This window comes from Streptomyces sp. NRRL F-2580 (genome assembly GCF_000720115.1).
GTDB lineage: Bacteria > Actinomycetota > Actinomycetes > Streptomycetales > Streptomycetaceae > Streptomyces.
Genome location: NZ_JOIR01000001.1, coordinates 255,350 through 277,518 on the forward strand (window position 1 = coordinate 255,350; position 22,169 = coordinate 277,518).

The window sequence follows — 22,169 nt, forward strand, 5'->3', positions numbered from 1 at the left end:
CATCCACGAACCACCGAGGAGCAGAGCTGTGAGCGGCAAGGGCGCACCCGAACTGAGCGTGAAGAACTGCGGAGACCTCCGAGTCGCCGTGATCGCGGCCCAGTGGCACGAGAAGGTCATGGACGGACTGGTCGACGGTGCCCTGCGGGCCCTGCACGAGCTGGGCATCGACGAGCCCACCCTGCTCCGCGTCCCGGGCAGCTTCGAGCTGCCGGTCGTGGCGAAGGTGCTCGCCGGTCGCGGCTACGATGCCATCGTCGCCCTCGGCGTGGTCATCCGCGGCGGCACCCCGCACTTCGACTACGTCTGCCAGGGCGTCACCCAGGGCCTGGTGCAGGTGTCGATCGACACCGGAGTCCCCGTCGGCTTCGGAGTACTGACCTGCGACAACGACGAGCAGGCGCTGGACCGCGCCGGGCTCGAGGGGTCGAACGAGGACAAGGGGCACGAAGCGGTCACCGCCGCCGTCTCCACCGCCATGACCCTGCGGACCGTCAGCGAACCCTGGCGCTAGTCCAAGGAGTGAACCCCGGCACGGGGACACCCGGGTGAGCCCGTACCCTAAGGACATCATGGCGAACAAACCCTCCAAGAGCTTCGAAGACCTCTTCACCGAGCTCCAGCTCAAGGCCGCCAACGGCGACCCCAGCACCTCCCGTACCGCCGAGCTCGTCCACAAGGGCGTCCATGCCATCGGTAAGAAGGTCGTCGAGGAGGCCGCCGAGGTCTGGATGGCCGCCGAGTACGAGGGCAAGGAAGCCGCCGCCGAGGAGATCTCCCAGCTGCTCTACCACGTCCAGGTGATGATGGTGGCGCGCGGGATCTCCCTCGACGACGTCTACGCGCACCTCTGAGCTCCGGCCCGCACACCCACCCGTAAGCACGCACAACCCACGCATCAAAGGAAGCCCCATGCTGCGCATCGCCGTCCCCAACAAGGGTTCTCTCTCCGGACCGGCGTCGGCGATGCTCCATGAGGCCGGCTACCGGATGCGCAAGGAGTCCAAGGAGCTCGTGGTCGTCGACCCCGAGAACGAGGTCGAGTTCTTCTACCTCCGCCCCAAGGACATCGCGATCTACGTCTCCTCGGGCAAGCTCGACATCGGCATCACCGGCCGGGACCTGCTGCTCGACTCCGGCGCCAGCGCCGAGGAGATCCTGCCGCTGAACTTCGGCCGCTCCACCTTCCGCTACGCCACCACCCCCGGCATCGCGAAGGGCCCTGAGGACTTCAACGGGATGACGATCGCGACCTCGTACGAGGGAATCGTCGCCAAGCACCTCGCCGAGAAGGGGATCGACGCCTCCGTCGTCCACCTCGACGGTGCGGTCGAGACCGCCATCCAGCTCGGCGTCGCCCAGATCATCGCGGACGTCGTCGAGACGGGCACCAGCCTGCGCAACGCGGGCCTGGAGGTCATCGGCGAGCCGATCCTCACCTCCGAGGCCGTCGTCATCCGCGGCAACGGCGCCGACGCCGACGACCCGCAGGTCCAGCAGTTCCTGCGCCGCCTCCAGGGCGTCCTGGTCGCCCGCAGCTACGTGATGATGGACTACGACTGCCGCGCCGAGCACCTGGAGCGCGCGGTCGCCCTCACCCCGGGCCTGGAGTCGCCCACCGTCTCCCCGCTGCACAACGAAGGCTGGGTCGCGGTCCGCGCCATGGTCCCGGCCAAGGAGGCTCAGCGGATCATGGACGACCTGTACGAGCTCGGCGCGCGCGCGATCCTCACCACGTCGATCCACGCCTGCCGGCTCTGACCCGTCCCACCCGCACCACCACCGCAGAAGGCATCCGAACCACCATGGCCGAGTCCGCCGCCCAGCCCCGCACGCCCGCCCTGCCGGTCACCTTCCGGCCGAACCGGACCCGGGCCGTCCTGCTGGGCGTCGGGACCGCCATGTTCGTGACCATCGGATCGATCGCCTTCCTCCTGGAGAACCTCAGCACGGGGGAGCGGATCAGCTTCCTCTTCACCGCCGTGCTGCTGAGCTCCGTCCTCGTCCTGCTCAGCCGCCCCAAGGTGGTCGCGGACGAGACCGGCGTCACCGTCGTCAACATCACCACCACCCGCCGCCTGGAGTGGGCGCAGATCCTGCGCGTCAACCTCCGCCCGGGCGACCCGTGGGTGTTCCTCGACCTCAACGACGGAACCAGCCTGCCCGTCCTCGGCATCCAGCCGGGCGTCGCCAAGCAGCGGGCGATCGGCGACGCCCGCGCCCTGCGCGCCCTCGCCGAGAGCCGCGGAACGGGCGCGAACGACCACTGAGACCACAGATCCTCGTCGCTGCGTACCGTTGCGGCGGGGATCTCAATGACTACCCTGGTGGCGGGGCGCAGCTGTGCGCCCTCCCACCGGCCCCGGGACCCCGAGGCCCGTGGGCACCTGCGACTTGAGGAGTGACTCCCTCCAGCAATGGACGGATCGTCCGGTAGTACACGCGCCGCCCTCCCTCCGGAGGCGGCGGCATGACCATTCCGCTACTCCTGCTCGCGGCGGCGTTCGCCCTGATCCTCGCCAACGGTTTCTTCGTGGCAGCCGAATTCGGCCTCGTCACCGTGGAGAGACCCGAGGCCGAGCGCGCCGCAGCCGACGGTGACCGCCGTGCCCGCACGGTGGTCAAAGCCCTGAGGGAGCTCTCCTTCCAGCTCTCGGGCACCCAGCTCGGCATCACCATCACCTCCCTCGTGGTCGGCATGCTCGCCGAGCCCGCCCTCGCCGCACTGCTGGCCGGGCCGATCGGCGCCACCGGCCTGCCCGTGGGAGCCGTCCCCGGCGTCGCCGTCGTCATCGGCATGCTGCTCGCCTCCGCCGTCCAGATGGTCGTCGGCGAGCTCGTCCCGAAGAACTGGGCGGTTTCCCGGCCGCTCCAGGTGGCCCGCTTCGTCGCCGGCCCCCAGAACGCCTTCTCCCGCGCCTTCCGGCCGGTCATCGCCGGCCTCAACGCCGTCGCCAACCGGCTCGTCCGGGCGCTCGGCGTGGAGCCGACCGAGGAGATGGCCTCCGCCCGGACCCCCGGCGAACTGGTCTCCCTGGTCCGCCATTCGGCCCAGGCCGGCGCCCTCGAACAGGACACCGCCGACCTCTTCGTACGGACCCTCTCGCTGGGCGAGCTCACGGCCCAGCACGTCATGACCCCCCGGGTGAAGGTCAGCGCCCTGATGCACACGGCCACCGCGGCCGACGTGCTCAACCTGACCCGCGCCACGGGCCTGTCCCGCTTCCCGGTCTACCGCGACCGCATCGACGAGGTCACCGGCGTGGTCCACCTCAAGGACGCCCTCGCCGTGCCCGAGGCCGAGCGCGACCGCACCACCGTGAGCCGGATCTGCGTCGCCCCGCTGCTGGTGCCCGGCTCCCTGCCGGTGCAGCCGCTGCTGGAACGGTTGCGCAGCGAACAGCCGATGGCCGTTGTCGTCGACGAGTACGGCGGCACCGCCGGCGTGGTCACGCTGGAGGACATCGTCGAGGAACTCGTCGGCGAGGTCCGTGACGAGCACGACCTCGCCGAGGACGAGGGCCCCGAACTGGCCGCCGTACCGGCCGAGGACGGCCGCCCCTCCTGGGAGGCCGACGGCAGCTGCCGGGTGCAGACCCTGCGCCGGATAGGCCTGGAGGTGCCCGAAGGCCCGTACGAGACCGTCGCGGGCCTCGTCGCGGACCTGCTCGGCCGGATCCCCGCCCCCGGGGACCGCGCCGACCTCCCCGGCTGGAAGCTGTCCGTCCGCCAGGTCGGCCGCAACCGCGCCGAGCGCGTGCGCCTGGTCCGGCTGACGGCGGTGCCCGCGGCCGGAACGTACCGGCCCGCCTCCGCCGCCGACGCCGCCCCGCTCCGCTCCGGCCGCCACGGCGGAGGCGTCCCGCAGCGGGCCGAGCTGGAAGGCGCCTCCCGATGAACGCGCTCCAGCTCCTCTTCGCCCTGCTGCTGGTCCTCGCCAACGGTTTCTTCGTCGGCGCCGAGTTCGCCCTCGTCTCCGTACGGCGCAGCCAGATCGAGCCCCTCGCGGCCGAGTCCAAGCGGGCCCGCCAGGTGCTCCACGGCCTGGAGAACCTGCCCCGCATGATGGCCGCCGCGCAGTTCGGCATCACCATCTGCTCCCTCACCCTCGGCGCGGTCGCCGAACCCACCGTGGCCAGGCTGCTGGAGCCCGTCTTCCACGCCGTCCACGTACCGCAGGGCCTGATCCACCCCCTCGGCTACGCCCTCGCGCTCGCCGCCGTGGTCTTCCTGCACCTGGTCATCGGCGAAATGGTCCCCAAGAACCTCGCCATGGCCGCCCCCGAGAAGACCGCCCTGTGGTTCAGCCCCGGCCTGGTCGCCTTCGCCCGTCTGTGCGGGCCGGTCACGACCGCGCTCGGCGCCTGCGCCAAGCTCGTCCTGAAGCTCTTCAACGTCGAACCCAAGGACGAGGTCGAGGCCGTCTACACCTCCGCCCAGCTGGGCCGGCTCCTCAAGGACTCCCGGCAGGCCGGGCTCCTGGAGCCGGTCGAGCAGGAGCGGCTGGAGGACGCCCTGGAACTGGGCAGCCGCCCCGTCAGCGACGTCCTCCTCGACCGGGACCGCCTGGTCACGGTCGGACCCGACGTGACCCCGCGCCAGATCGAGCAGCTGACCGTGCGCACCGGCTACTCGCGTTTCCCCGTCCGCGCCGCCAGCGGCGCCTTCATGGGCTACCTGCACGTCAAGGACGTGCTGGACCTGGAGGACCGGGAACGGGCCGTGCCCCAGCGGGTCTGGCGCCGGATGACCACGCTGTGCGCCACCGTCCCGCTGGACGACGCCCTCAGCGTCATGCGCCGCGACGCCACCCACCTGGCGCAGGTCGCCGATCCCAGCGGCCGGGTCCTGGGCCTGGTCGCCCTGGAGGACGTCCTGGAAATGCTGGTGGGCGAGGTCCGCGACCCGGCCCACCGCGTCCCGGCCGGCCGGCCGGGACTCCGCCCGGAGGGGGCACTCACCGGCTGACCCGTCGCCGAACCCGCCGTCCCGCGGCGGGTTCGGCCGGTTGGGCGCCCGGGTGCCGGGGCAATACTGACCGTACGCGGGAGGGGGCGGTCGGATGTCCCGGGAGCACGGCGAGACGGCCGCCAGGATGGTGGCCCTGCTGAGCGAGGACCCGGACGTGGCCTCCCCGGTGGCGCGCCGGCTCCGCGCGCTGCTGCGCGACCGGTTGACGGAACAGGGCCTGGCCTTCCTGGCCGCCTTCGAGCGTGAGCCCTCCGTACCGGAAGCGGCCGACCGGCTCACGGCGGCGCTCCTCAACCTGACCGAGGCGGATCCGGCGTTCGCGGCGGAGGCCGACGCCCTGCTGCGGGGCGACCTCGGCAGCCCGGAGGACGCGGCCTGGGCCGCGCGCAACGGCGGACGTCTGCTCTCCGTCCTCTGGTTCGTGATCCCCCTGCTCGTCCTCTGGCTGGTCTTCAACGCCATCGCGGCCTTCTCCGGAGCACCCCCGGAAATGCCGTAGCGGAGGACGGCACCAGCCGCATCCAGCCCCGACAGGAAAGCGCCGTGGCCCGGCGGAGCCGTCACGGCCGGGCCGGCTCACAGCGGCGGCGGCTCCGGCCGTTCCTGCGGCCCGCGGCCCGACAGGACCTCCCCGTACGCCTGCATCAGGTCCGGCAGCCGGAGCGTGGCGAGGTCGTCCCGCGACGGCTCACCCGCGAAGCCCGCCAGCCGCAGATCCCGGTACGCGCAGCTCTTCTCGTACAGCGTGCGCAGGAACCGCCCGTTGCCGAGCTCGTCGATCCAGCCCTGCTCCACCACGTGCCCGCTGATGCTGCGCAGCTCCTCCAGCGCCTCCTCGTCCCAGTGGTCCCCGTTCGCGTCCGCCAGCACCCCGCCGATCGCGGTCAGCTCCAGCGGCCGGTAGCTGGGGAAGTCCACCCGGGTGGTGAACCGCGAGGACAGCCCCGGATTGGCCGCCAGCAGCCGGTCCATCCCGGCCGGATAGCCCGCCAGGATCACCACCAGGTGGTCCCGGTTGTCCTCGGCCCGCTTGAGCAGCACCTGCAGGGCCTCGTCGCCGTACGCGTCGCCCTTGCTGTAGCCCGAGTTGGACAGCGAGTACGCCTCGTCCACGAACAGCACCCCGCCGATCGCCGAATCGATCAGCTCGTTCGCCTTCACGGCGGTCTGCCCCAGGAACTCGCCCACCAGATCCGCCCGCTGGGCCTCCACCAGATGGTCGCCGCCCAGCAGCCCCAGCGCGTAGAAGACCCGCCCCAGGATCCGCGCCACCGTCGTCTTGCCCGTCCCCGAAGGCCCCGAGAAGACGAAGTGGCGCTTCGGCGGCTGCACCGGCAGCCCCTGACCCGCCCGCAGCCGCGCCATGTGCAGCTGCGCCGACAGCGCCTTCACCTGCCGTTTGACCGGCTCCAGGCCCACCATCCGCTCCAGCTCCGCGAGCGCCTCGGCGAGCGCCACCGGGTCGGACGGTCCGGCCGGCAACCCCTCGGGCGCGCCCTGCGGCGGGACGGGCACCTTGCGCCGCGCGCCCTCCACCCGGCCCGCCGGGGGCGTCGGCGGGGCCAGCGGGTCGGGCTCGGCCTGGCTGTCGGCCGCGATGTCCTGGACGGGCCCGCCGCCCAGCGCGACCGCCGCGAAGTCCCCGCCGACGGGCGAGGGGCCGTGCCCGGCGTAGGCCCCGTACCCGGCGTAGCCCGCCAGACCCGCCAGATCGGCCATGCCGTCGGTGTCGTCGCCGTCCTCGATGGCCGTCAGCCGGGCCGCGGTGTCCATGAACGAGGGATCCACCCGGTGCACCGCCCGGTACAGCGGCAGTGCCGCCGCACTGCGCCCGGTGCCCTCGTGCGCCCGCGCCAGCCAGTACCGCAGCTCCTTGCGCTGCGGCTGCTCGCTGCGACAGCGCATCAGCGCCGCCGACAGCATCGGCTCCGCCTGCCCGTACATCTCCAGCCGGACCCGGGCCATCCCGCCGAACAGGCCGGCCTCGATCCCCAGCAGCGGATCGTTCACCAGCGGCTCGGTGTGCCGGACCAACTGCTCCCAGTCCTTGACCAGATAGGCCCGGCAGGCGTGCAGGAACCGCACCTGCGCGTCGGTGTCCACCGGCGGCAGTGCCGCGAGCGCCTGGTCCAGCTCGGGCACGTGGCGGCCGTCCAGCCAGTGCGAGGCGTGGGCGAGCAGCAGGTCGCGCCGGCTCTCCAGCACCGGCTGGACCCACCAGCCCAGCCAGTACCAGGAGTTCAGCGTCCTCCGGTGCCGGGCCCGTTGTTCGCCGAAGCGGTCCCGGTGCGCGTACATCCGGAGTAACGCGTTGCCGGTGTCGACCCGCAGCGCGTGCAGCCCCAGCCAGGCGTCGGCCATCGAGGGATCGAGTCGTACGGCCGCCCGGAACTCCTCCTCGGCCTGCGGATACGCGCCCATGGTGCAGGCGTCGACTCCGCGCAGCCAGGCGAGTTCGGCCGGGGCGTGCATGCTGCCCGGCGTGCCGAAATCCATCACGTCCCCCACAAGCCTGCCCCCGTGGTGCGCGGCAACCCCCGCTTCGAGCGCGCGAGTTGGCCATTGCGCCGATGAAATCAGGGCTGCATCGTACCTGCGGTTTCGCACCTTACGTAGGGCGCGACAGGCCGGGTTCGGGCGTGCGCCCCAAGAGCACCCGGTGACTCAGGGTGAAGAACCGGGGTCGATTCGCCGGGCGTGACGCCTGCGGGGAGGGGACGTGCGGGCAGAACGAAGCCCCCGATCACGGGGGAACAATCGGGGGCTTCGTGTCCGCGGCAGCCGGTAAAGGCGCGCATTGAGAACGTAAGGCCGGTGCGGGCCCCAGGTCAAGCAGGTCGGTGGAGGCCCGGCGGAGAGGATTTCCAGGCCCGCTCAGGCCCGGGGGAGTTCGTCACCCTCGGTCACGGAAGCGGCGGTTCCCGCCGTCGCTCCGGTCCCGGAAGACCACTCGTATCCCGTACCACTCTGGCGTACCAGGGTGTCGGCGAAGGGGCGCGAAGGGTCACTGGAGAAGTGCGCGCGCTCCGCGCGCTCCCATCCGTCCCAGAAGTCGGAAAGTTCCCGCCCGTCCCGGTTTCGCCCCCGTATCCAGGACTGCGCACGCGGCGTCTCCATCCACAGCAGCCGCGCGAGGTGCGGGCGCAGCGCCCGCCGCCCGGCCCCGACCCCCTCGATCAGCAGCACCGGCGCCGGCTCCAGTACCCGTTCCGGCCCGAAGCGGCGCTCCACCCAGTCGTACGGGGCCCAGTGCGCGGGCCGTCCCGCGGCGAGCGGCTCCAGCACCTGCGCGCGCAGCCGCTCCTCCCAGCCGAACAGCTCCGCGTGGCTGGCCACGTCGTCCAGGTGCAGCACGGGCACAGCCGGCGTGGGGTGTGCCGGCCGGGGGCGCCCCAGCGTGGGCCGTCCCAGCGCTTCGGCGAGCCGCGCCGCGAAGGTGCTCTTGCCCGATCCGGCGTGCCCGTCGATCCCGATCAGGCGCACCGGGCCGAGGGAGGGCGGCAACGCGGCGAGCTCCCGTGCGAGTGACTCAAGTGACTGCTGTGGCTCCACCCGACCAGCCTAGACAAGCCCGACACGACCCCCGGCTTCGGCGTCCGGCCGCCGGGAACTGGAAGGGTGAAGCCACCGAAGCGCCGACCCACCCCCTGGGGGAACCTCGCGATGACAGCATCCACGCCACGCAGGGCCGTACTCGTCGCCGCACTCGCGGTCGCCACCGCGGCCACCGCCTCCGGTATCCCCGGCGGCAGCGCCTCGGCGGCCTCCCGGCCGACCCCGCGGGCAACGGGCCGCACCGTCGACAACCGCTTCTGGTACTCCCTCGCCCACTGGCAGGCCGGCACCCACCGGGGCACCACCGCCGTCGGCGGCGCCCGCCCCGGCCTGGAGATCGAGACCGCCGCCGGCCGCACCGAGTACGCCGACCCGCACACCGGGAGGAAGAGCGTCTGGGAGTACGCCACCTGGACCTCCCCGGTGCACCGCTCCACCGTGCCCGCCACCGAGGCGATCGCCTCCTGGAACGCCCGTACCCCGGCCGGCACCTGGATCCAGATCGAACTGCGCGGCACCTACACCGACGGCACCGCCACCCCCTGGTACGTGATGGGGCGCTGGGCCTCCGGCGACCGGGACATCCGCCGCACCTCCGTCGACGGCCAGACCGACGGGAAGTCCACCGTCTGGACCGACACCCTCGCCGTCGACGCCCCGGCCGCGGCCGCCGGGCTGCGGATCAGGGACTGGCAGCTGCGTCTGACCCTGCACCGCAAGCCGGGCGCGGACCGCGGCCCCACCGTGTGGCTGGCGGGCGCCATGGCCTCCGACGTCCCGGACCGGTTCACCGTCCCCGCCTCCACTCCCTCCGGCCGTGCCCACGAGCTGAAGGTCCCGCGCTACTCGCAGGAAACCCACGCCGGGCAGTACCCCGAGTACGACAACGGGGGCGAGGCCTGGTGCAGCCCCACCTCCTCGCAGATGATCATCGAGTACTGGGGCGGCAAGGCCAGCGCCACCGCCCTGACCTGGGTGAACCCGAGGTACTCCGACCCGCAGATCTGCCACGCGGCCCGCTCCACCTACGACGCCGCCTACAAGGGCTGCGGCAACTGGCCCTTCAACGCCGCCTACGCGGCCACCTACCGCGGGCTCGGCGGCGTCGTCACCCGGCTCACCTCCCTGACCGACCTGGAGATCCTGGTCGCGGTCGGCATCCCGGCCATCACCTCGCAGTCCTTCCGCCCGGAGGAGCTCACCGGCGCGGGCTACGGCACCGCGGGCCACCTGATGACCGTCATCGGCTTCACGGCCGCCGGGGACGTGATCGCCAACGACCCCAACTCGCCCGACAACCCGTCCGTCCGCCGCGTCTACAAGCGCGCCGAATGGGAGGCTATCTGGCTGCGCACCAAGCGCCACGGCACCTCCGGCAAGGTCGCCTCGGGCAGCGGAGGCATCTGCTACCTCTATGTGCCGGCGGCCCCGAGCGCGGCCCACACGGCGGCGCTGACGGCGGTCGGGGTGTTCTGAGCGCGTTCTGGGCGAACTCGGCTGGTCCGGATGGCTTAACGGGCGGAATATGGGGATAAAAGCCATATAAGGCTTCTTGTAGGAGGCAGCCCGCCATGACCACTCATCCCAGCAGCATCGAGCACCACCCGGACCTGGCCGAGATGCGCACTCGGTTCGAACGGGTGACCAGCACCCCTGCCGCGCAGGCCGTTGAGGCACTGGCCTTGATCACGGGCCTGTACCTGGCGGCTTCGCCGTGGATAGCCGGGTTCAGCGTCCTGACCCCGCTGGCCGTCAACAACCTGATCACCGGCCTGGCGTTCTGCCTGTGCATGGGTGGTCTGGGATCCGCTTACGAACGCACCCACGCGATGGCCTGGACGGCCGTTGCGCTCGGCGCGTGGACGATCATCGCCCCGTGGGTCATCGCCGGAGAGATGGACACGACCCGTACGGTGGTCAACAACGTGATCACCGGAGTCGTCGCCCTCTGCCTCGGCCTCGCGATGGCGGCCATGGCGGGCCGCAACCGCGACACCCGCATCTGACCAGGCCGGCCAGGCCGCCGGGCCCCCGCCGCTCCCGAATCCGGGGCGTGGTGGGGGCCCGGTGGTGTGACGGGCGCTACCACGTGACCATCGTCATCTACCGCGAAGGGCGCGAACGCTGGCACATTGGACATCATGACTGCCGACAGCGCCACCCCGACCGCCCCCGCCCTGGACCTCGTCCGCACCGGAGGCCCCAAGGACGACTCCTCGTGGCTGGAGCACGTCCTCGGCTGGACCCTCGTGGTCGTCGTCGCCATGTTCGTCACCCAGGTCGGCTGGCTGTAACCGGCTCCTCGCGGGGGGTCGGCCGGGGGAGCGGGCAGCCCCTCGGGGCTGAAGGTCACGCAGGGCAGCCCCTCGATGCAGCCGCTGAACCGCGTCAGGTACAAGGTGACGTCGCCGCGCAGGTCGAGGGAGTCGGCGGCGAGCCCGTACTCGCTCCCGCCGTCCCGGGTGCGCAGCCGGTCGTCGCGCAGCGAAGCCGCCCGCATCCGCAGCACCAGTACCTTGAGCGGCCCGTCCACCGTGGGCACCTCGGCCGTACCCGCGAGCGCGAAGCCCTGCGGTGCGAAGAACGAGGCGGTGACCGTCGGGGGACCAGCGGTCCGCCCCAGAACGGCCGGGTCCGGCGCGAGGCGCGCAGCCGCCGCCGGGGTCACGGCTCCGGCGGCGGCCGCGCCGCACGACTGGAAGCACTTCCCGCCGTCCAGGCTGACGTCTAGCTGCATGCCCTTGAGCCTGAAGTTGCCGCCGGTCGCGGACCAGGCGTGCGACTTCACGCCGACCACCTCGATGGTCCCGGCCTGGAGGCCGTCCGGTGCGCAGGGGAAGTGCTGCCATACTTCGGGCACGTTGTGGCAGTTCGAGGCTAGGGCTGAATTTGAATAATAGTCAACAGCGCGGTACGACCGAGCGTTCGCAGGTTCGCCGGGCCGAACTCATGGGAATCGGACGTAAGTTGTTCGCCGACACCTCCTACGACGCACTCTCCATGGACGACATCGCCAAGCACGCGGGCGTCGCCAAGGGCTTGATCTACTACTACTTCAAGAGCAAGCGCGGCTACTACCTCGCCATCGTCGAGGAGTCGGTCGCCGAGCTCGTTGCCCGCGCCGGTGGCGAGACGGATCTCCCTAACGCGGAGCGCGTCCGCCGCACCGTCGACGGATACCTGCACTACGCCGAGCACCACCGGGCGGCCTACCGCACCATCGTCACCGGCGGCGTCGGCTCCGACGCCGAGGTGCTCGCCATCCGCGACGCCGTCCGGGAGGAGCTGGTCGCCACCATCGCCGAAGGCGCGTACGGGCACCGCTCCCTCCCGCCGGTCGCCCGGCTCGCCCTCGTCGGCTGGCTCTCCGCCGTGGAAGGGATCACCCTGGAGTGGATCAGCGGGCTTGGCGGGGCTGGTGGGGGTGATGGACTCGGTGGGGGTGGTGGGTCCGGTGGGTCCGGTGGGGCTGGTGGGTCCGCCGCGTCCGCCGTCTCGGAACCGCCCGATCGTGCCGAGCTCGGGGCCCTGCTGGTGCGCCAGCTGCGCGCGACGCTGACGGTGATCGAGGAGTTCGTCCCGGAGTGTCCGGCACCTCCCCTTACCGAAGGACCGTTCGGTCAGCGTGATGATCTTGCCCCGGTGACGGGAAGCTCCTGATCGGGCATACTCAAGCCGCCGCAGCCGCTGAACAGCCCATTCCGTGATCCGGGAGGGCACCATCGGCTGTGAGAGCACCGAGACCCGGCGTCGCGTCCCACACCTCACGCGTCGCCGCCGTGCCCGACCAGGGAGGAGAGCGCCGCCATGACAGACCGCGCCCCGCAGCCGGTGGACCGTCAGCTGCCCACCGAGGAGTCCCGCGACCTCCTCGCCCTCGTACGCGAGATCGCCCAGCGGGAGATCCGCCCCAGGGCTGCCGAGGAAGAGGACTCGGGGAGGTTCCCCCGCGAGGTCTTCACCCTGCTGTCCGAGGCGGGCCTGCTCGGCCTCCCGTACCCCGGCGAGCACGGCGGCGGCGAGCAGCCGTACGAGGTGTACCTCCAGGTCCTGGAGGAGCTGGCCGCGGCCCGCCTGACCGTCGGCCTCGGCGTCAGTGTGCACTCCCTGGCCTGCCACGGCCTCGCCGGCTACGGCACCAAGGAGCAGCAGGGCGCGCACCTGCCCGCGATGCTCGGCGGCGGCCTGCTGGGCGCCTACTGCCTCTCCGAGCCGGCCGCCGGCTCCGACGCCGCCTCGCTCGCCACCAAGGCGGTGCGCGACGGCGATGAGTGGGTCATCACCGGTACCAAGGCCTGGATCACCCACGGTGGGGTCGCCGACTTCTACACCGTCCTGGCGCGGACGGGCGCCGAGGGCCCCAAGGGCATCACCGCCTTCCTGGTCCCCGGGGACGCGGAGGGCCTCACGGCGGCCGTGCCCGAGAAGAAGATGGGCATGAAGGGCTCGCCCACCGCCCAGCTGCACTTCGACGGCGTACGGGTGCCGGACGCGCGCCGCATCGGCGAGGAGGGGCAGGGCTTCACCATCGCCCTGGCCGCACTGGACGCGGGACGCCTCGGCATCGCCGCCTGCGCGATCGGCGTGGCCCAGGCCGCCCTGGACGAGGCGCTCGCGTACGCCCTGGACCGCAAGCAGTTCGGGCACCCGATCGCCGACTTCCAGGGGCTGCGCTTCATGCTGGCCGACATGGCCACCAAGATCGAGGCGGGCCGGGCGCTGTACCTCGCGGCGGCGCGGCTGCGGGACACGGGCAAGCCGTTCTCGCGCCAGGCGGCGATGGCCAAGCTGTTCTGCACGGACGCGGCGATGGCCGTCACCACGGACGCCGTGCAGGTCCTCGGCGGCTACGGGTACACCGCGGACTTCCCCGTCGAGCGACTGATGCGCGAGGCGAAGGTGCTCCAGATCGTGGAGGGCACCAACCAGATCCAGCGCATGGTCATCGCCCGTCACCTGGCGGGGCCGGAGACCCGCTGACGGGAGCCCTGGGGGCGAGGGCCGGGGCCGGGGGCCGGGGTCGCGGTGGGCTAGTACAGCCCGCTGCTGGTCGTCGGCCAGACCGGGGAGGACGTGAGCCGGGACCACTCCGGGTCGCGCCGTCCGGGCAGCGTGCGGCCGGCATCGGCCCACCGGGCCAGCAGATCGCGGTAGATCGGCGGGTCCGGCGTCTGCTGTTGTGGCTCGCGGTGGTCGCGGTGGTCGCGGTGGTCGCGGTGGTCGCGGGGGTCGCGCTGGTCCCGCTGCTGCTGAACCGATTCTTCGAAACCCGGCGGCGTCGGCCGACGCCTTCGGCCGGTTGAAGCCTGAAGCATGGTCATGCACGGCCAACGCGGGAGCGGAGGGCCGGGTAATCGCCCCCGGGGTGCGGGTATCCGTTCGAGCCGTCCCCGGGGGCGGTGGTGGGCTTCGGGGGCGGGCTTCAGGGGCGGGCTCCGGGGGCGGGCTCCGGGGCAGGTGGGGGTTTCCCGTCGGTCCCATCGTCCTTCCGTGTCGGGCCGGTCCCTCAAGGGCGCTCCTTCGTCGCGTCGCTTCGCGATGGCCTTCGGCCACCCTTGACCGACCGACCCGCCACGGAAACACGAAGACAGCCGGGAAACCCCCAGAAGGACGGGCCGGGTCCCTTCTTTCAGGGGCGGCCCCGTCGGTGAGTTCCGGGCGAGGGTCCCGGTGCGCACTACATCGCTACGTGCTCCCCACACGTCTCAGCGTCTGCCAGCCGTCTTGGGCTGGGCATAGGCCGCGATCAATCGCTACGCGCTTCGCTGGTCTCAGCGTCTGCCGACCGTCTTGGGTCGGACATGGGCCGCCACCGATCACTACGGGCTCCCCGCGTCTCAGCGGCTGTCGCCCGTCCTGGGCTGGGCACAGGCCGTCGCCCAATCCAGCCTCGCCGGCGTTTGAGGCGCGGGGGTCCGGGGGCGGCGCCCCCCGGCAGCGGAGCCCGCAGGCTGTCCACGGGCCGGTCAGAGATCACGGCGCGGAGCCCGCAGGCTGTCCACGGGCCGGTCATGGCTCAGGGCGCGGAGCCGCAGGCTGTCCACGGGCCGGTCAGAGATCACGGCGTGGTGTGCCGGTGTGTCAGAGCGTGCCAGAAGGGTGGTCCCCGGCGGGGTTTCTGACGTACCGTCATATCCGCCTGAGCCGCCCCCCGAAGCCCGCCGTCCAGGAGGTCCGCCATGTCCGTCGACCGGCCCGTCGCCCTCGACGAGTACCCCATCCACCAGGCCCCCTTGTCGATGAAGCACCTCGTCAGCGGCGACCGCAACGCCTACGACCGCTGCATCTTCCACGTCTTCGACCACGCGGGCCGCGCCGTCCTCATCCTCGGGCTCGGCGTCTACCCCAACGCCGGGGTCATCGACGCCTACGCCACCCTCCGCATCGGCGACGAGCTCCTCGCCGTCCGGGCCTCCGACGCCCTCACCGACGATCGGATGAGTCTGTCCGTGGGGCCCCTGTCCATCACCGTCGACGTTCCGCTCAAGCGGCTCACGCTCCGCTGCACGGCGGACCCGGAAGATCCGGACGGGCTCTCGTACGACGTCACCTGGACCGCGGAGTTCCCCGCCGTCTGGGAACCCCACCACATCCAGCGGCGCGGCGACCGCCTCATGCTCGAGGGGCGCCGCTTCGTCCAGGCCGGCGGCGTGAGCGGGGTCATCCGGGCGAAGGGGGAGGAGTTCGTCCTCACGCCGGGGGAGTGGACCGGTACCCGTGACCGGAGTTGGGGGGTGCGGCCGATCCCCGGTGAGGAGGGTGGCCGCGCCGGCGATGAGCACCGGCCCGAGGGGTTTCACTGGCTCTGGATACCGGTCCGCTTCGAGGACCGGTTCGTGATGGTCATCGCCCAGGAGGACGCCGACGGGCACCGCACCCTCAACGAAGCCGTGCAGGTCTTCCCCGAGGGCAGCGGCCGCCATGACGTCCAGCTCGGCTGGCCGCACACCGAGATCGGATACCGGCCGGGCAGTCGGCACCCCGAGAGGGCGGTCGTCCACCTCAGCGATCCGTCCCGCAAGCCCCTCGAACTCGGTGTGGAGATCCTCAACAGTTCGCCGCTGGCCGTCGGCGCCGGCTACCCGCCCGCCGGCGACTGGCAGCACGGCACCTGGCAGGGCCGCGGCTGGACCGACCGCCGGGTCTACGACCTGTCCGACCCCGCGGCCCACCCGATGGCCGCCTTCGGGGTCACCGACCACTCGGCCCGCTTCACCCTCGACGGGCAGACCGGGCACGGCATCTTCGAGCACGGCAGCTTCGGGCGCCACGACCCGAGCGGTTTCGCCGACTACTCCTCCGTCGCCCAGTAGAAAGGGGACCGACCATGGCCGACGCACCACGTCCGCGTACCTCCACCCGGGAGCCCGAGGAGCTCGGGCGGCGCCTCGCCGCCTGGCTGGACGCCAGGCTCCCCGGCGCGAAGGTCACCGGCGTCTCCGTCCCCGGGTCCAACGGGATGTCCAGCGAGACCCTGCTGTTCGACGTAGAGCACCCCGACACCCCCCTGCGTGCCTGCGCGTTGAGGCTCGCCGCCGACCCGGCCGCCTACACCGTCTTCCCGACGTACGACATGCCGCGCCAGCACCGGGTGATGCGTCTGGTCGCCGAGCACACGGACCTGCCCGTCCCGCGGGTGCAGTGGCTGGAGGAGGACCCGGGGCCGCTGGGGGCGCCGTTCTTCGTGATGGCCCGCGCCGAGGGCCGCGTCCCGCCCGATGTGATGCCTTACACCTACGAGGGCAACTGGCTGCACGCCGCCACCGATGCCGAGCGCGCCGCGCTGCAGGAGGCGACCATCTCGCTGCTGGCCCGCCTGCACGACCAGTTCCCGGCCAAGGAGGCCGAGTTCCTCCTCCCCGAAGGCGAGGGCACCCCCCTGCGGCGGCACGTGGACGCCCAACGCGCGTACTACGCCTGGGTGGTGGCCGGACTCGCCCCCTCCCCGCTCATCGAGCGGGCGTTCGCCCGCCTGGAGGAGCTGTGGCCGGCGGACGAGGGCCCCGCGGTCCTCAACTGGGGCGACGCCCGCATCGGCAACGTCATCTACGACGGCTTCACGCCGGTGGCCGTACTGGACTGGGAGATGGCCGCCTACGCGCCCCGCGAGGTGGACCTGGGCTGGAGCGTCTACCTCCACCGCTTCTTCCAGGACCTGACGGTGAGCTTCGGACAGCCCGGCCTGCCGGACTTCCTGCGCCGCGCGGACCTGGAGCGCCGGTACACCGAACTCACCGGGCACACCCCGCGGGACATGGAGTTCCACACTCTCTACGCCGCCCTGCGGCACGCCATCGTGATGCTGCGCATCGCCTACCGGCAGGCGCACTTCGGGGAGGTCGAGATCCCGGCGGACCCGGACAGCCTGATCCTGCACCACGCCAGCCTGGCCGCCATGGTGCAGGGAACGTACTGGTAGGGACGCCGGGACGCCCGGGCGGTCGTCAGGCCGCCTGGGCGTGCTGCTGCCGCGTCTGCGCCTGCGGGCGGGGGAGCACCGGGCTCACCACGCGGACCGGACGCGAGCCCGGGCCACCCACGTGCGAGAAGGGCTGCGTCCGCCAGTCCAGGCCCTGGGGCAGGGTCGTCGACAGGACGACGGCACCGGGGGCCTCCACCGGCTGGATCATGCCGACGCTGGGCAGCGCGTCCGTGGCCGGCCGCCCGGTGCCCGCGCACACCGTGAGTCCGAAGGGGTTCCACGGGGTCAGGCAGAGCGCGTGCTGAGGCAGGTACTCCTCGTCCGCGACGAGGGCGATCGACTGGCCGCAGTCGGGGCAGATCGCGTGGTGGATCTCGAATCCGTCGAGGTCGTCGGGGTATTCGGCGTATTCGGCGTCCACCGAGTACGTGCCGTCCCCGGAATCGAGCGGTTCGAGGGGCTCCGGTTCGGTGCGACCGGCGCGCTTGGTGTTCAGCATGGATGTACTCCCCCTTGGGTGGGCCGGGCGGGCAGGTTCTGCGGCCTCGGCCACAGCAAGCAATTCCCGTCGAGCGTCACGAGTAACCACAACAGACCGGCCGGGGCCTGCATACCCCTGTGGCCTTCGTCACATGCCTGGCGCAGATGCCTCCAGTGGGCGGACACCACTGGGCCTGGAGTGCCCTTGGGCCTTAAGTTGAGCGGCTATGAGCGCAATGGAGGAGCTGGACCGCCAGATCGTGGATCTGCTCGTACGGGACGGGCGGATGAGCTACACGGATCTGGGCAAGGCCACGGGACTGTCCACGTCGGCAGTCCATCAGCGAGTACGCCGTCTGGAACAGCGAGGGGTGATCCGCGGGTACGCGGCGGTCGTCGACCCGGAGGCCGTCGGCCTGCCGCTGACGGCGTTCATCTCGGTCAAGCCCTTCGACCCGAGTGCCCCGGACGACATCGCGGACCGGCTGGCCGGGGTCCCCGAGATCGAGGCCTGCCACAGCGTCGCCGGCGACGAGAACTACATCCTCAAGGTGCGCGTCGCCACCCCCCTGGAGCTCGAGGACCTCTTGGGCCGCCTGCGCGCCCTCGCCCACGTCTCGACGCGTACGACGGTCGTCCTCTCGACCCCCTACGAGGCCCGCCCGCCCCGCGTGTAGGCCCTGCGGGGGACCCGGCGTTCGGACGGGGCGGGGCGACGCGGGACACTGGTCGGCATGACTGACCGCACCGCCCTCTCCGCCGACGCCGCCGGAGCACCGACCAGGACCGTCCTCCTCCGCGGGGGCGAGGTCCACAGCCCCGCCGACCCCTTCGCCACCGCGATGGTCGTCGAGCGCGGCCACATCGCCTGGGTCGGTTCCGAGGGGGCGGCCGACGCCTTCGCGCAGGGCGTGGACGAGGTCGTCGACCTCGGCGGCGCGCTCGTCACGCCCGCCTTCACCGACGCCCACGTCCACACCACCTCCGCGGGTCTGGCCCTCACCGGGCTGGACCTCAGCGGAGCGCGCTCCCTGACGGCCGCGCTGGACCTGGTACGCGCGTACGCCGCGAGCCGTCCGGCCGACCGGGTGCTCCTCGGGCACGGCTGGGACGCCGCCCGCTGGCCCGAGCGCCGGGCGCCGCGCCGGGCCGAGCTCGACGAGGCCGCGGGCGGCCGCCCGCTCTACCTGAGCCGCATCGACGTGCACTCGGCCGTGGTCACCACGGCCCTGCTCGACCTCGTCCCGGGCGTGCGGCCCGCCGGCGACCAGCCGCTGACCGCCGACGACCACCACGCCGTACGGCGGGCGGCCCTGGCCGCCGTCACCCCGGCCCAGCGCGCCGAGGCCCAGCGGGCCGCCCTCGACCAGGCCGCCTCCCTCGGCATCGGCTCCCTGCACGAGTGCGGCGGGCCCGACATCTCCTCCGCCGAGGACTTCACCGGCCTGCTCGCCCTGGCCGCCGAGCGGCCCGGCCCGCGCGTCTTCGGGTACTGGGCCGACCGGGACCTGGAGCTGGCCAGGGCGCTCGGGGCCGTCGGGGCCGCCGGCGACCTCTTCGTCGACGGCGCCCTCGGCTCACACACCGCCTGCCTGCACGCCCCGTACGCCGACGCCGCGCACACCGGTACGGAGTACCTGGACGCGGTCGCGGTCGCCGAGCACGTGACGGCCTGTACCGAGGAGGGCCTCCAGGCCGGTTTCCACGCCATCGGGGACGCCGCGATCACCGCCGTGGTCGAGGGCGTCCGGGCGGCCGCCGAGAAGGTCGGCCTGGCCCGGGTGCGCGCCGCCCGGCACCGGGTGGAGCACGCCGAGATGATGACCCCCGCCGCCATCGCCGCCTTCGCGGAGCTGGGGCTCACCGCCTCGGTGCAGCCCGCCTTCGACGCGGCCTGGGGCGGCGAGGACGGGATGTACGCCGACCGGCTCGGAGCCGAGCGCGCCCGCACCCTCAACCCGTACGCGGCCATGCTCAAGGCCGGTGTCCCGCTGGCCTTCGGCTCGGACGCGCCGGTCACCCCGCTCGACCCGTGGGGCACGGTCCGCGCGGCCGCCTTCCACCGGACCCCCGGGCACCGCGTCTCCGTACGGGCCGCCTTCACCGCCCACACCAGGGGCGGCTGGCGGGCGCTGGGCCGCGACGACGCGGGGATCCTCGTACCGGGCGCCCCGGCCGACTACGCGGTCTGGCAGACCGGCGAACTGGTGGTCCAGGCCCCCGACGACCGGGTCGCCCGCTGGTCCACCGACCCCCGTTCCGGCACCCCCGGACTGCCCGATCTGACCCCCGGATCCGAACTGCCGGTGTGCCTCGCCACCGTCGTCGGCGGGCGGGAGGTCTTCGTACGCCCACAGGGGTGATCCGTTGTGCCTCGGTTCGGTACCGGCGGTCGGACCCGGATAGGTTCGGCCGGGTCCACCACAGGACGTCCGTGCCGGACGGATCCGTCTGCTCAGCGCGCCCGCGCCTCGGGGGCGAGGGGAGGTTCCGCCGGTGGGGGCACCCCCAGTGGTAGTTGGGGGAGGGTGGCCCCGGGTCGGGGCCCGGCGGTCCAGTAGACAACGGTCACGGCGGCCCGCAGCCAGCGGGCGTCTGACCGGCCCGAAGGACCGCGGGCCCCGATCACTGTTCTAAAGTCATCCTCTGCGACCAGACGTACAGGACGTGCAAGAGCACAAAAGGGGACTCAGTGAGCGACGGCGGACAGCGGACCTACGGGCCGCTCGGTACGGCCTTGGTGATCATTCCGACCTACAACGAGGCGGAGAACATCGGGCTGATCGTCGGCCGCGTCCGCGCGGCGGTGCCCGAGGCCCACATCCTGGTCGCCGACGACAACAGCCCCGACGGCACCGGCAAGCTCGCCGACGAGCTCGCGGTCGGCGACGACCACGTGCACGTGCTGCACCGCAAGGGCAAGGAGGGGCTCGGCGCGGCCTACCTGGCGGGCTTCCTCTGGGCCTTGGACGCCGGCTACGGAGTGATCGTCGAGATGGACGCCGACGGTTCCCACCAGCCGGAGGAACTGCCCCGCCTGCTCACCGCGCTGGCCGGCGCCGACCTGGTCCTCGGCTCCCGCTGGGTGGCGGGCGGCCGCGTCGTCAACTGGCCCAAGAGCCGGGAGATCCTCTCGCGCGGCGGTTCGACGTACTCGCGGCTGATGCTGAACGTCCCGATCCGCGACGTGACCGGCGGCTACCGCGCCTTCCGCCGCGAGACCCTGGAGGGCCTGGGCCTGGACGAGGTGGCCTCCGCGGGCTACTGCTTCCAGGTCGACCTGGCCCGCAGGGCGGTGCAGAAGGGCTTCCGCGTGGTGGAGGTGCCCATCACGTTCGTCGAGCGGGAGTTCGGCGACAGCAAGATGAGCAAGGACATCGTGGTCGAGGCCCTGTGGCGGGTCACCCAGTGGGGCCTGAAGGCCCAGGCGGCCAGACTGCTGGGCAAGGACGGCGACAAGCAGTGACCCCCTAAGGGATGTCCGGTACCTCCGGCTGAGGCCGCTTTTACGCGGCCCCAGGCACACTGGGTGGCATGACGACCGGCATTTCCACGGCCCCCCGGCGGCGTTCGCCCGCCCGAACCTTCCTCCCTCTGGCCATCACGGCCTGGCTGATCCTGGAGATCTGGCTGCTCACCGTGGTCGCGGACGTGGCCGGCGGGCTCGCCGTGGCCGCGCTGCTGGCGGGTGGCATCGTCCTGGGCGCGCTGGTCATCAAGCGCGCCGGGCGGCGCGCCTTCAAGAACCTGTCGGACACCTTCCAGCAGGCCCAGCAGGGGCGGCAGCCCGCCCCGCAGGAGCCCGGCCGGGGCAACGGCCTCACCATGCTGGCGGGCCTGCTCCTGATGATGCCGGGGCTGCTCTCCGACGTGGCGGGCCTGTTCCTCCTGCTCCCGCCCGTCCGGGCCTGGATCGGCCGCCGCGCGGCCCGCTCGCTGGAGCGCAAGATGGCCTCGGCCCCGGCCGGGAGTTTCGGCGACGCCTTCCAGCAGGCCCGCATCCACTACCCCGACGGCAAGGTCGTGCAGGGCGAGGTCGTCCGCGAGGACCGGCCCGAGGGGCCGGCCGGCCCGGACACGGGCCACCGCCCGCCCCTGGCGCCGTAGCGCGCAGGAGAGCAGGAGAGCAGGAGAAAGCCGAGGGGCCCCGCCACACTGTGTGGCGGGGCCCCTCGGCTTGTGTATCCGTCCGGCTGTCAGGCGGACTTGCGGCTGTCCCGCGGATGCACGGCAATGTTCATGGCGCCGGAACGCAGGACTGCAAGCCTTTCGGCCAGCACTTCCTCCAGCTCCTCGCGGGTGCGTCGCTCCATGAGCATGTCCCAGTGCGTTCGCGCAGGCTTGCCCTTCTTCTCTTCGGGCCCGTCCCCGTCCACCAGGAGTGCCATGGCGCCGCACGCCTTGCACTCCCACTCCGGCGGAATTTCTGCCTCAACCGAGAACGGCATCTCAAATCGATGTCCGTTCTGGCATGCGTACTCCACCGCCTGGCGCGGGGCCAGATCGATGCCGCGGTCCGTCTCGTAGCTGGTAACCACGAGGCGCGTACCGCGGAGAGCTCGCTCACTCATGAATCGTGCCTCCCGGGCTTTGTCGCCCACAGGACAGGTGTCGCTGTCGTCGTCATCCGGTCAACGTCCGGTCGGCGGTATAGATTCCCGCTCCGGGTCGTGCGTCGCCCGTCGTGCCGCCCCTTGTTGTACCCACCAATGCCCGTTTTGTCACATCTGGCAGCAGATGT

23 protein-coding genes and 1 pseudogene are annotated in these 22,169 nt (G+C 72.3%); 18 read left to right on the plus strand and 6 right to left on the minus strand.

From position 1 onward, the window contains the following. Positions 1-28 precede the first annotated feature (28 nt). The 7 genes from ribH to IF88_RS0101415 all read left to right on the plus strand — a co-directional run bounded on the left by ribH (position 29) and on the right by IF88_RS0101415 (position 5,470). Positions 29-514 carry a 6,7-dimethyl-8-ribityllumazine synthase gene (gene ribH, locus IF88_RS0101385; RefSeq protein ID WP_007262951.1) on the plus strand — a complete coding sequence of 162 codons (486 nt, stop codon included), beginning with the start codon at positions 29-31 and terminating at the stop codon, positions 512-514. 58 nt (positions 515-572) lie between these two features. Beyond that, entirely contained in the window at positions 573-854 is a 282-nt protein-coding gene (locus IF88_RS0101390) for a phosphoribosyl-ATP diphosphatase (protein WP_030706574.1), read from the plus strand. Positions 855-912: 58 nt separating this feature from the next. Continuing rightward, positions 913-1,761 carry an ATP phosphoribosyltransferase gene (hisG, locus tag IF88_RS0101395; RefSeq protein ID WP_030706575.1) on the plus strand — a complete coding sequence of 283 codons (849 nt, stop codon included), beginning with the start codon at positions 913-915 and terminating at the stop codon, positions 1,759-1,761. 44 nt (positions 1,762-1,805) lie between these two features. Further along, positions 1,806-2,270: a PH domain-containing protein gene (locus IF88_RS0101400; RefSeq protein ID WP_030706576.1), complete on the plus strand. Its 465-nt coding sequence runs from the start codon at positions 1,806-1,808 to the stop codon at positions 2,268-2,270. Positions 2,271-2,470: 200 nt separating this feature from the next. Beyond that, entirely contained in the window at positions 2,471-3,898 is a 1,428-nt protein-coding gene (locus IF88_RS0101405) for a hemolysin family protein (protein ID WP_234323410.1), read from the plus strand. Next, complete coding sequence (locus IF88_RS0101410) at positions 3,895-4,968, plus strand: hemolysin family protein (protein ID WP_030706578.1); 1,074 nt, start codon at positions 3,895-3,897, stop codon at positions 4,966-4,968. Before IF88_RS0101405 ends, IF88_RS0101410 begins: the two co-directional genes overlap by 4 nt. 94 nt (positions 4,969-5,062) lie before the next feature. Beyond that, on the plus strand, positions 5,063-5,470 hold the full coding sequence (locus tag IF88_RS0101415; RefSeq protein ID WP_030706579.1) for a hypothetical protein: 408 nt from the start codon (positions 5,063-5,065) through the stop codon (positions 5,468-5,470). Between the two features lie 77 nt (positions 5,471-5,547). Here the strand turns inward: IF88_RS0101415 and IF88_RS0101420 are convergent, their stop codons facing one another. Continuing rightward, complete coding sequence (locus IF88_RS0101420; RefSeq protein ID WP_030706581.1) at positions 5,548-7,467, minus strand: AAA family ATPase; 1,920 nt, start codon at positions 7,465-7,467, stop codon at positions 5,548-5,550. Between the two features lie 378 nt (positions 7,468-7,845). Beyond that, positions 7,846-8,523, minus strand: coding sequence for a uridine kinase family protein (locus IF88_RS0101425; RefSeq protein ID WP_030706584.1), 678 nt, complete (start codon positions 8,521-8,523; stop codon positions 7,846-7,848). Between the two features lie 111 nt (positions 8,524-8,634). On the opposite strand from IF88_RS0101425, the gene IF88_RS0101430 reads away from it, so the two are divergent. The 3 genes from IF88_RS0101430 to IF88_RS45165 all read left to right on the plus strand — a co-directional run bounded on the left by IF88_RS0101430 (position 8,635) and on the right by IF88_RS45165 (position 10,820). After that, positions 8,635-10,002 carry a peptidase C39 family protein gene (locus IF88_RS0101430; protein ID WP_030706586.1) on the plus strand — a complete coding sequence of 456 codons (1,368 nt, stop codon included), beginning with the start codon at positions 8,635-8,637 and terminating at the stop codon, positions 10,000-10,002. Positions 10,003-10,097: 95 nt separating this feature from the next. Continuing rightward, entirely contained in the window at positions 10,098-10,532 is a 435-nt protein-coding gene (locus IF88_RS0101435) for an SPW repeat protein (protein WP_030706588.1), read from the plus strand. A 135-nt stretch (positions 10,533-10,667) separates the two neighbouring features. Further along, the gene (locus IF88_RS45165) at positions 10,668-10,820 is read left to right on the plus strand and encodes an SCO1431 family membrane protein (RefSeq protein WP_107050446.1); all 153 of its coding nucleotides are present in this window, start codon (positions 10,668-10,670) and stop codon (positions 10,818-10,820) included. A 404-nt stretch (positions 10,821-11,224) separates the two neighbouring features. Here IF88_RS45165 and IF88_RS47570 read toward each other — a convergent pair. Beyond that, positions 11,225-11,347 (minus strand): annotated as a pseudogene (locus tag IF88_RS47570) (DUF6230 family protein); the annotation flags it as partial. A 68-nt stretch (positions 11,348-11,415) separates the two neighbouring features. Between IF88_RS47570 and IF88_RS49535 the strand changes: the two are divergent. Together IF88_RS49535 and IF88_RS0101455 are read left to right on the plus strand one after the other, a co-directional pair. After that, positions 11,416-12,186: a helix-turn-helix domain-containing protein gene (locus IF88_RS49535; RefSeq protein WP_051836253.1), complete on the plus strand. Its 771-nt coding sequence runs from the start codon at positions 11,416-11,418 to the stop codon at positions 12,184-12,186. A 147-nt stretch (positions 12,187-12,333) separates the two neighbouring features. Continuing rightward, positions 12,334-13,506 (plus strand): acyl-CoA dehydrogenase family protein, encoded by a 1,173-nt coding sequence (locus IF88_RS0101455; protein WP_030706593.1) that lies wholly within the window; start codon positions 12,334-12,336, stop codon positions 13,504-13,506. A 50-nt stretch (positions 13,507-13,556) separates the two neighbouring features. Here the strand turns inward: IF88_RS0101455 and IF88_RS43090 are convergent, their stop codons facing one another. Beyond that, the gene (locus IF88_RS43090; protein ID WP_107050442.1) at positions 13,557-13,847 is read right to left on the minus strand and encodes a hypothetical protein; all 291 of its coding nucleotides are present in this window, start codon (positions 13,845-13,847) and stop codon (positions 13,557-13,559) included. 858 nt (positions 13,848-14,705) lie between these two features. Here IF88_RS43090 and IF88_RS0101465 point away from each other — a divergent pair. Both IF88_RS0101465 and IF88_RS0101470 read left to right on the plus strand, forming a co-directional pair. Then, positions 14,706-15,839, plus strand: a complete 1,134-nt coding sequence (locus tag IF88_RS0101465; RefSeq protein ID WP_030706594.1) for a hypothetical protein — start codon at positions 14,706-14,708, stop codon at positions 15,837-15,839. Between the two features lie 14 nt (positions 15,840-15,853). Next, positions 15,854-16,945: a phosphotransferase family protein gene (locus IF88_RS0101470; protein ID WP_030706597.1), complete on the plus strand. Its 1,092-nt coding sequence runs from the start codon at positions 15,854-15,856 to the stop codon at positions 16,943-16,945. A gap of 25 nt (positions 16,946-16,970) precedes the next feature. Here the strand turns inward: IF88_RS0101470 and IF88_RS0101475 are convergent, their stop codons facing one another. Then, the gene (locus IF88_RS0101475; RefSeq protein WP_030706600.1) at positions 16,971-17,447 is read right to left on the minus strand and encodes a hypothetical protein; all 477 of its coding nucleotides are present in this window, start codon (positions 17,445-17,447) and stop codon (positions 16,971-16,973) included. Positions 17,448-17,664: 217 nt separating this feature from the next. Between IF88_RS0101475 and IF88_RS0101480 the strand changes: the two genes are divergently transcribed. The 4 genes from IF88_RS0101480 (at position 17,665) to fxsA (ending at position 21,535) form a co-directional block, all read left to right on the plus strand. After that, the gene (locus tag IF88_RS0101480; protein WP_030011705.1) at positions 17,665-18,105 is read left to right on the plus strand and encodes an Lrp/AsnC family transcriptional regulator; all 441 of its coding nucleotides are present in this window, start codon (positions 17,665-17,667) and stop codon (positions 18,103-18,105) included. 57 nt (positions 18,106-18,162) lie between these two features. Further along, positions 18,163-19,791 carry an amidohydrolase gene (locus IF88_RS0101485; protein WP_030706601.1) on the plus strand — a complete coding sequence of 543 codons (1,629 nt, stop codon included), beginning with the start codon at positions 18,163-18,165 and terminating at the stop codon, positions 19,789-19,791. 329 nt (positions 19,792-20,120) lie between these two features. After that, positions 20,121-20,894, plus strand: coding sequence for a polyprenol monophosphomannose synthase (locus tag IF88_RS0101490; RefSeq protein WP_030706602.1), 774 nt, complete (start codon positions 20,121-20,123; stop codon positions 20,892-20,894). Positions 20,895-20,962: 68 nt separating this feature from the next. Next, on the plus strand, positions 20,963-21,535 hold the full coding sequence (gene fxsA / locus IF88_RS0101495; protein ID WP_030706603.1) for an FxsA family membrane protein: 573 nt from the start codon (positions 20,963-20,965) through the stop codon (positions 21,533-21,535). Between the two features lie 89 nt (positions 21,536-21,624). Here fxsA and IF88_RS0101500 read toward each other — a convergent pair whose 3' ends face one another. Continuing rightward, positions 21,625-21,999, minus strand: a complete 375-nt coding sequence (locus IF88_RS0101500) for an RNA polymerase-binding protein RbpA (RefSeq protein WP_007262928.1) — start codon at positions 21,997-21,999, stop codon at positions 21,625-21,627. Positions 22,000-22,169: the final 170 nt, after the last annotated feature.

What these genes read in the sequence shown, in the direction of transcription:
- IF88_RS0101390 (WP_030706574.1), top strand. Translation starts at nt 573, where the DNA reads ATGGCGAACAAACCCTCCAAGAGCTTCGAAGACCTCTTCACCGAGCTC.
- hisG (WP_030706575.1), top strand. Translation starts at nt 913, where the DNA reads ATGCTGCGCATCGCCGTCCCCAACAAGGGTTCTCTCTCCGGACCGGCG.
- IF88_RS0101400 (WP_030706576.1), top strand. Translation starts at nt 1,806, where the DNA reads ATGGCCGAGTCCGCCGCCCAGCCCCGCACGCCCGCCCTGCCGGTCACC.
- IF88_RS0101405 (WP_234323410.1), top strand. Translation starts at nt 2,471, where the DNA reads ATGACCATTCCGCTACTCCTGCTCGCGGCGGCGTTCGCCCTGATCCTC.
- IF88_RS0101410 (WP_030706578.1), top strand. Translation starts at nt 3,895, where the DNA reads ATGAACGCGCTCCAGCTCCTCTTCGCCCTGCTGCTGGTCCTCGCCAAC.
- IF88_RS0101415 (WP_030706579.1), top strand. Translation starts at nt 5,063, where the DNA reads ATGTCCCGGGAGCACGGCGAGACGGCCGCCAGGATGGTGGCCCTGCTG.
- IF88_RS0101420 (WP_030706581.1), bottom strand. Translation starts at nt 7,467, where the DNA reads ATGGATTTCGGCACGCCGGGCAGCATGCACGCCCCGGCCGAACTCGCC.
- IF88_RS0101430 (WP_030706586.1), top strand. Translation starts at nt 8,635, where the DNA reads ATGACAGCATCCACGCCACGCAGGGCCGTACTCGTCGCCGCACTCGCG.
- IF88_RS0101435 (WP_030706588.1), top strand. Translation starts at nt 10,098, where the DNA reads ATGACCACTCATCCCAGCAGCATCGAGCACCACCCGGACCTGGCCGAG.
- IF88_RS45165 (WP_107050446.1), top strand. Translation starts at nt 10,668, where the DNA reads ATGACTGCCGACAGCGCCACCCCGACCGCCCCCGCCCTGGACCTCGTC.
- IF88_RS0101455 (WP_030706593.1), top strand. Translation starts at nt 12,334, where the DNA reads ATGACAGACCGCGCCCCGCAGCCGGTGGACCGTCAGCTGCCCACCGAG.
- IF88_RS43090 (WP_107050442.1), bottom strand. Translation starts at nt 13,847, where the DNA reads ATGACCATGCTTCAGGCTTCAACCGGCCGAAGGCGTCGGCCGACGCCG.
- IF88_RS0101465 (WP_030706594.1), top strand. Translation starts at nt 14,706, where the DNA reads ATGTCCGTCGACCGGCCCGTCGCCCTCGACGAGTACCCCATCCACCAG.
- IF88_RS0101470 (WP_030706597.1), top strand. Translation starts at nt 15,854, where the DNA reads ATGGCCGACGCACCACGTCCGCGTACCTCCACCCGGGAGCCCGAGGAG.
- IF88_RS0101475 (WP_030706600.1), bottom strand. Translation starts at nt 17,447, where the DNA reads ATGCTGAACACCAAGCGCGCCGGTCGCACCGAACCGGAGCCCCTCGAA.
- IF88_RS0101480 (WP_030011705.1), top strand. Translation starts at nt 17,665, where the DNA reads ATGGAGGAGCTGGACCGCCAGATCGTGGATCTGCTCGTACGGGACGGG.
- IF88_RS0101485 (WP_030706601.1), top strand. Translation starts at nt 18,163, where the DNA reads ATGACTGACCGCACCGCCCTCTCCGCCGACGCCGCCGGAGCACCGACC.
- fxsA (WP_030706603.1), top strand. Translation starts at nt 20,963, where the DNA reads ATGACGACCGGCATTTCCACGGCCCCCCGGCGGCGTTCGCCCGCCCGA.
- IF88_RS0101500 (WP_007262928.1), bottom strand. Translation starts at nt 21,999, where the DNA reads ATGAGTGAGCGAGCTCTCCGCGGTACGCGCCTCGTGGTTACCAGCTAC.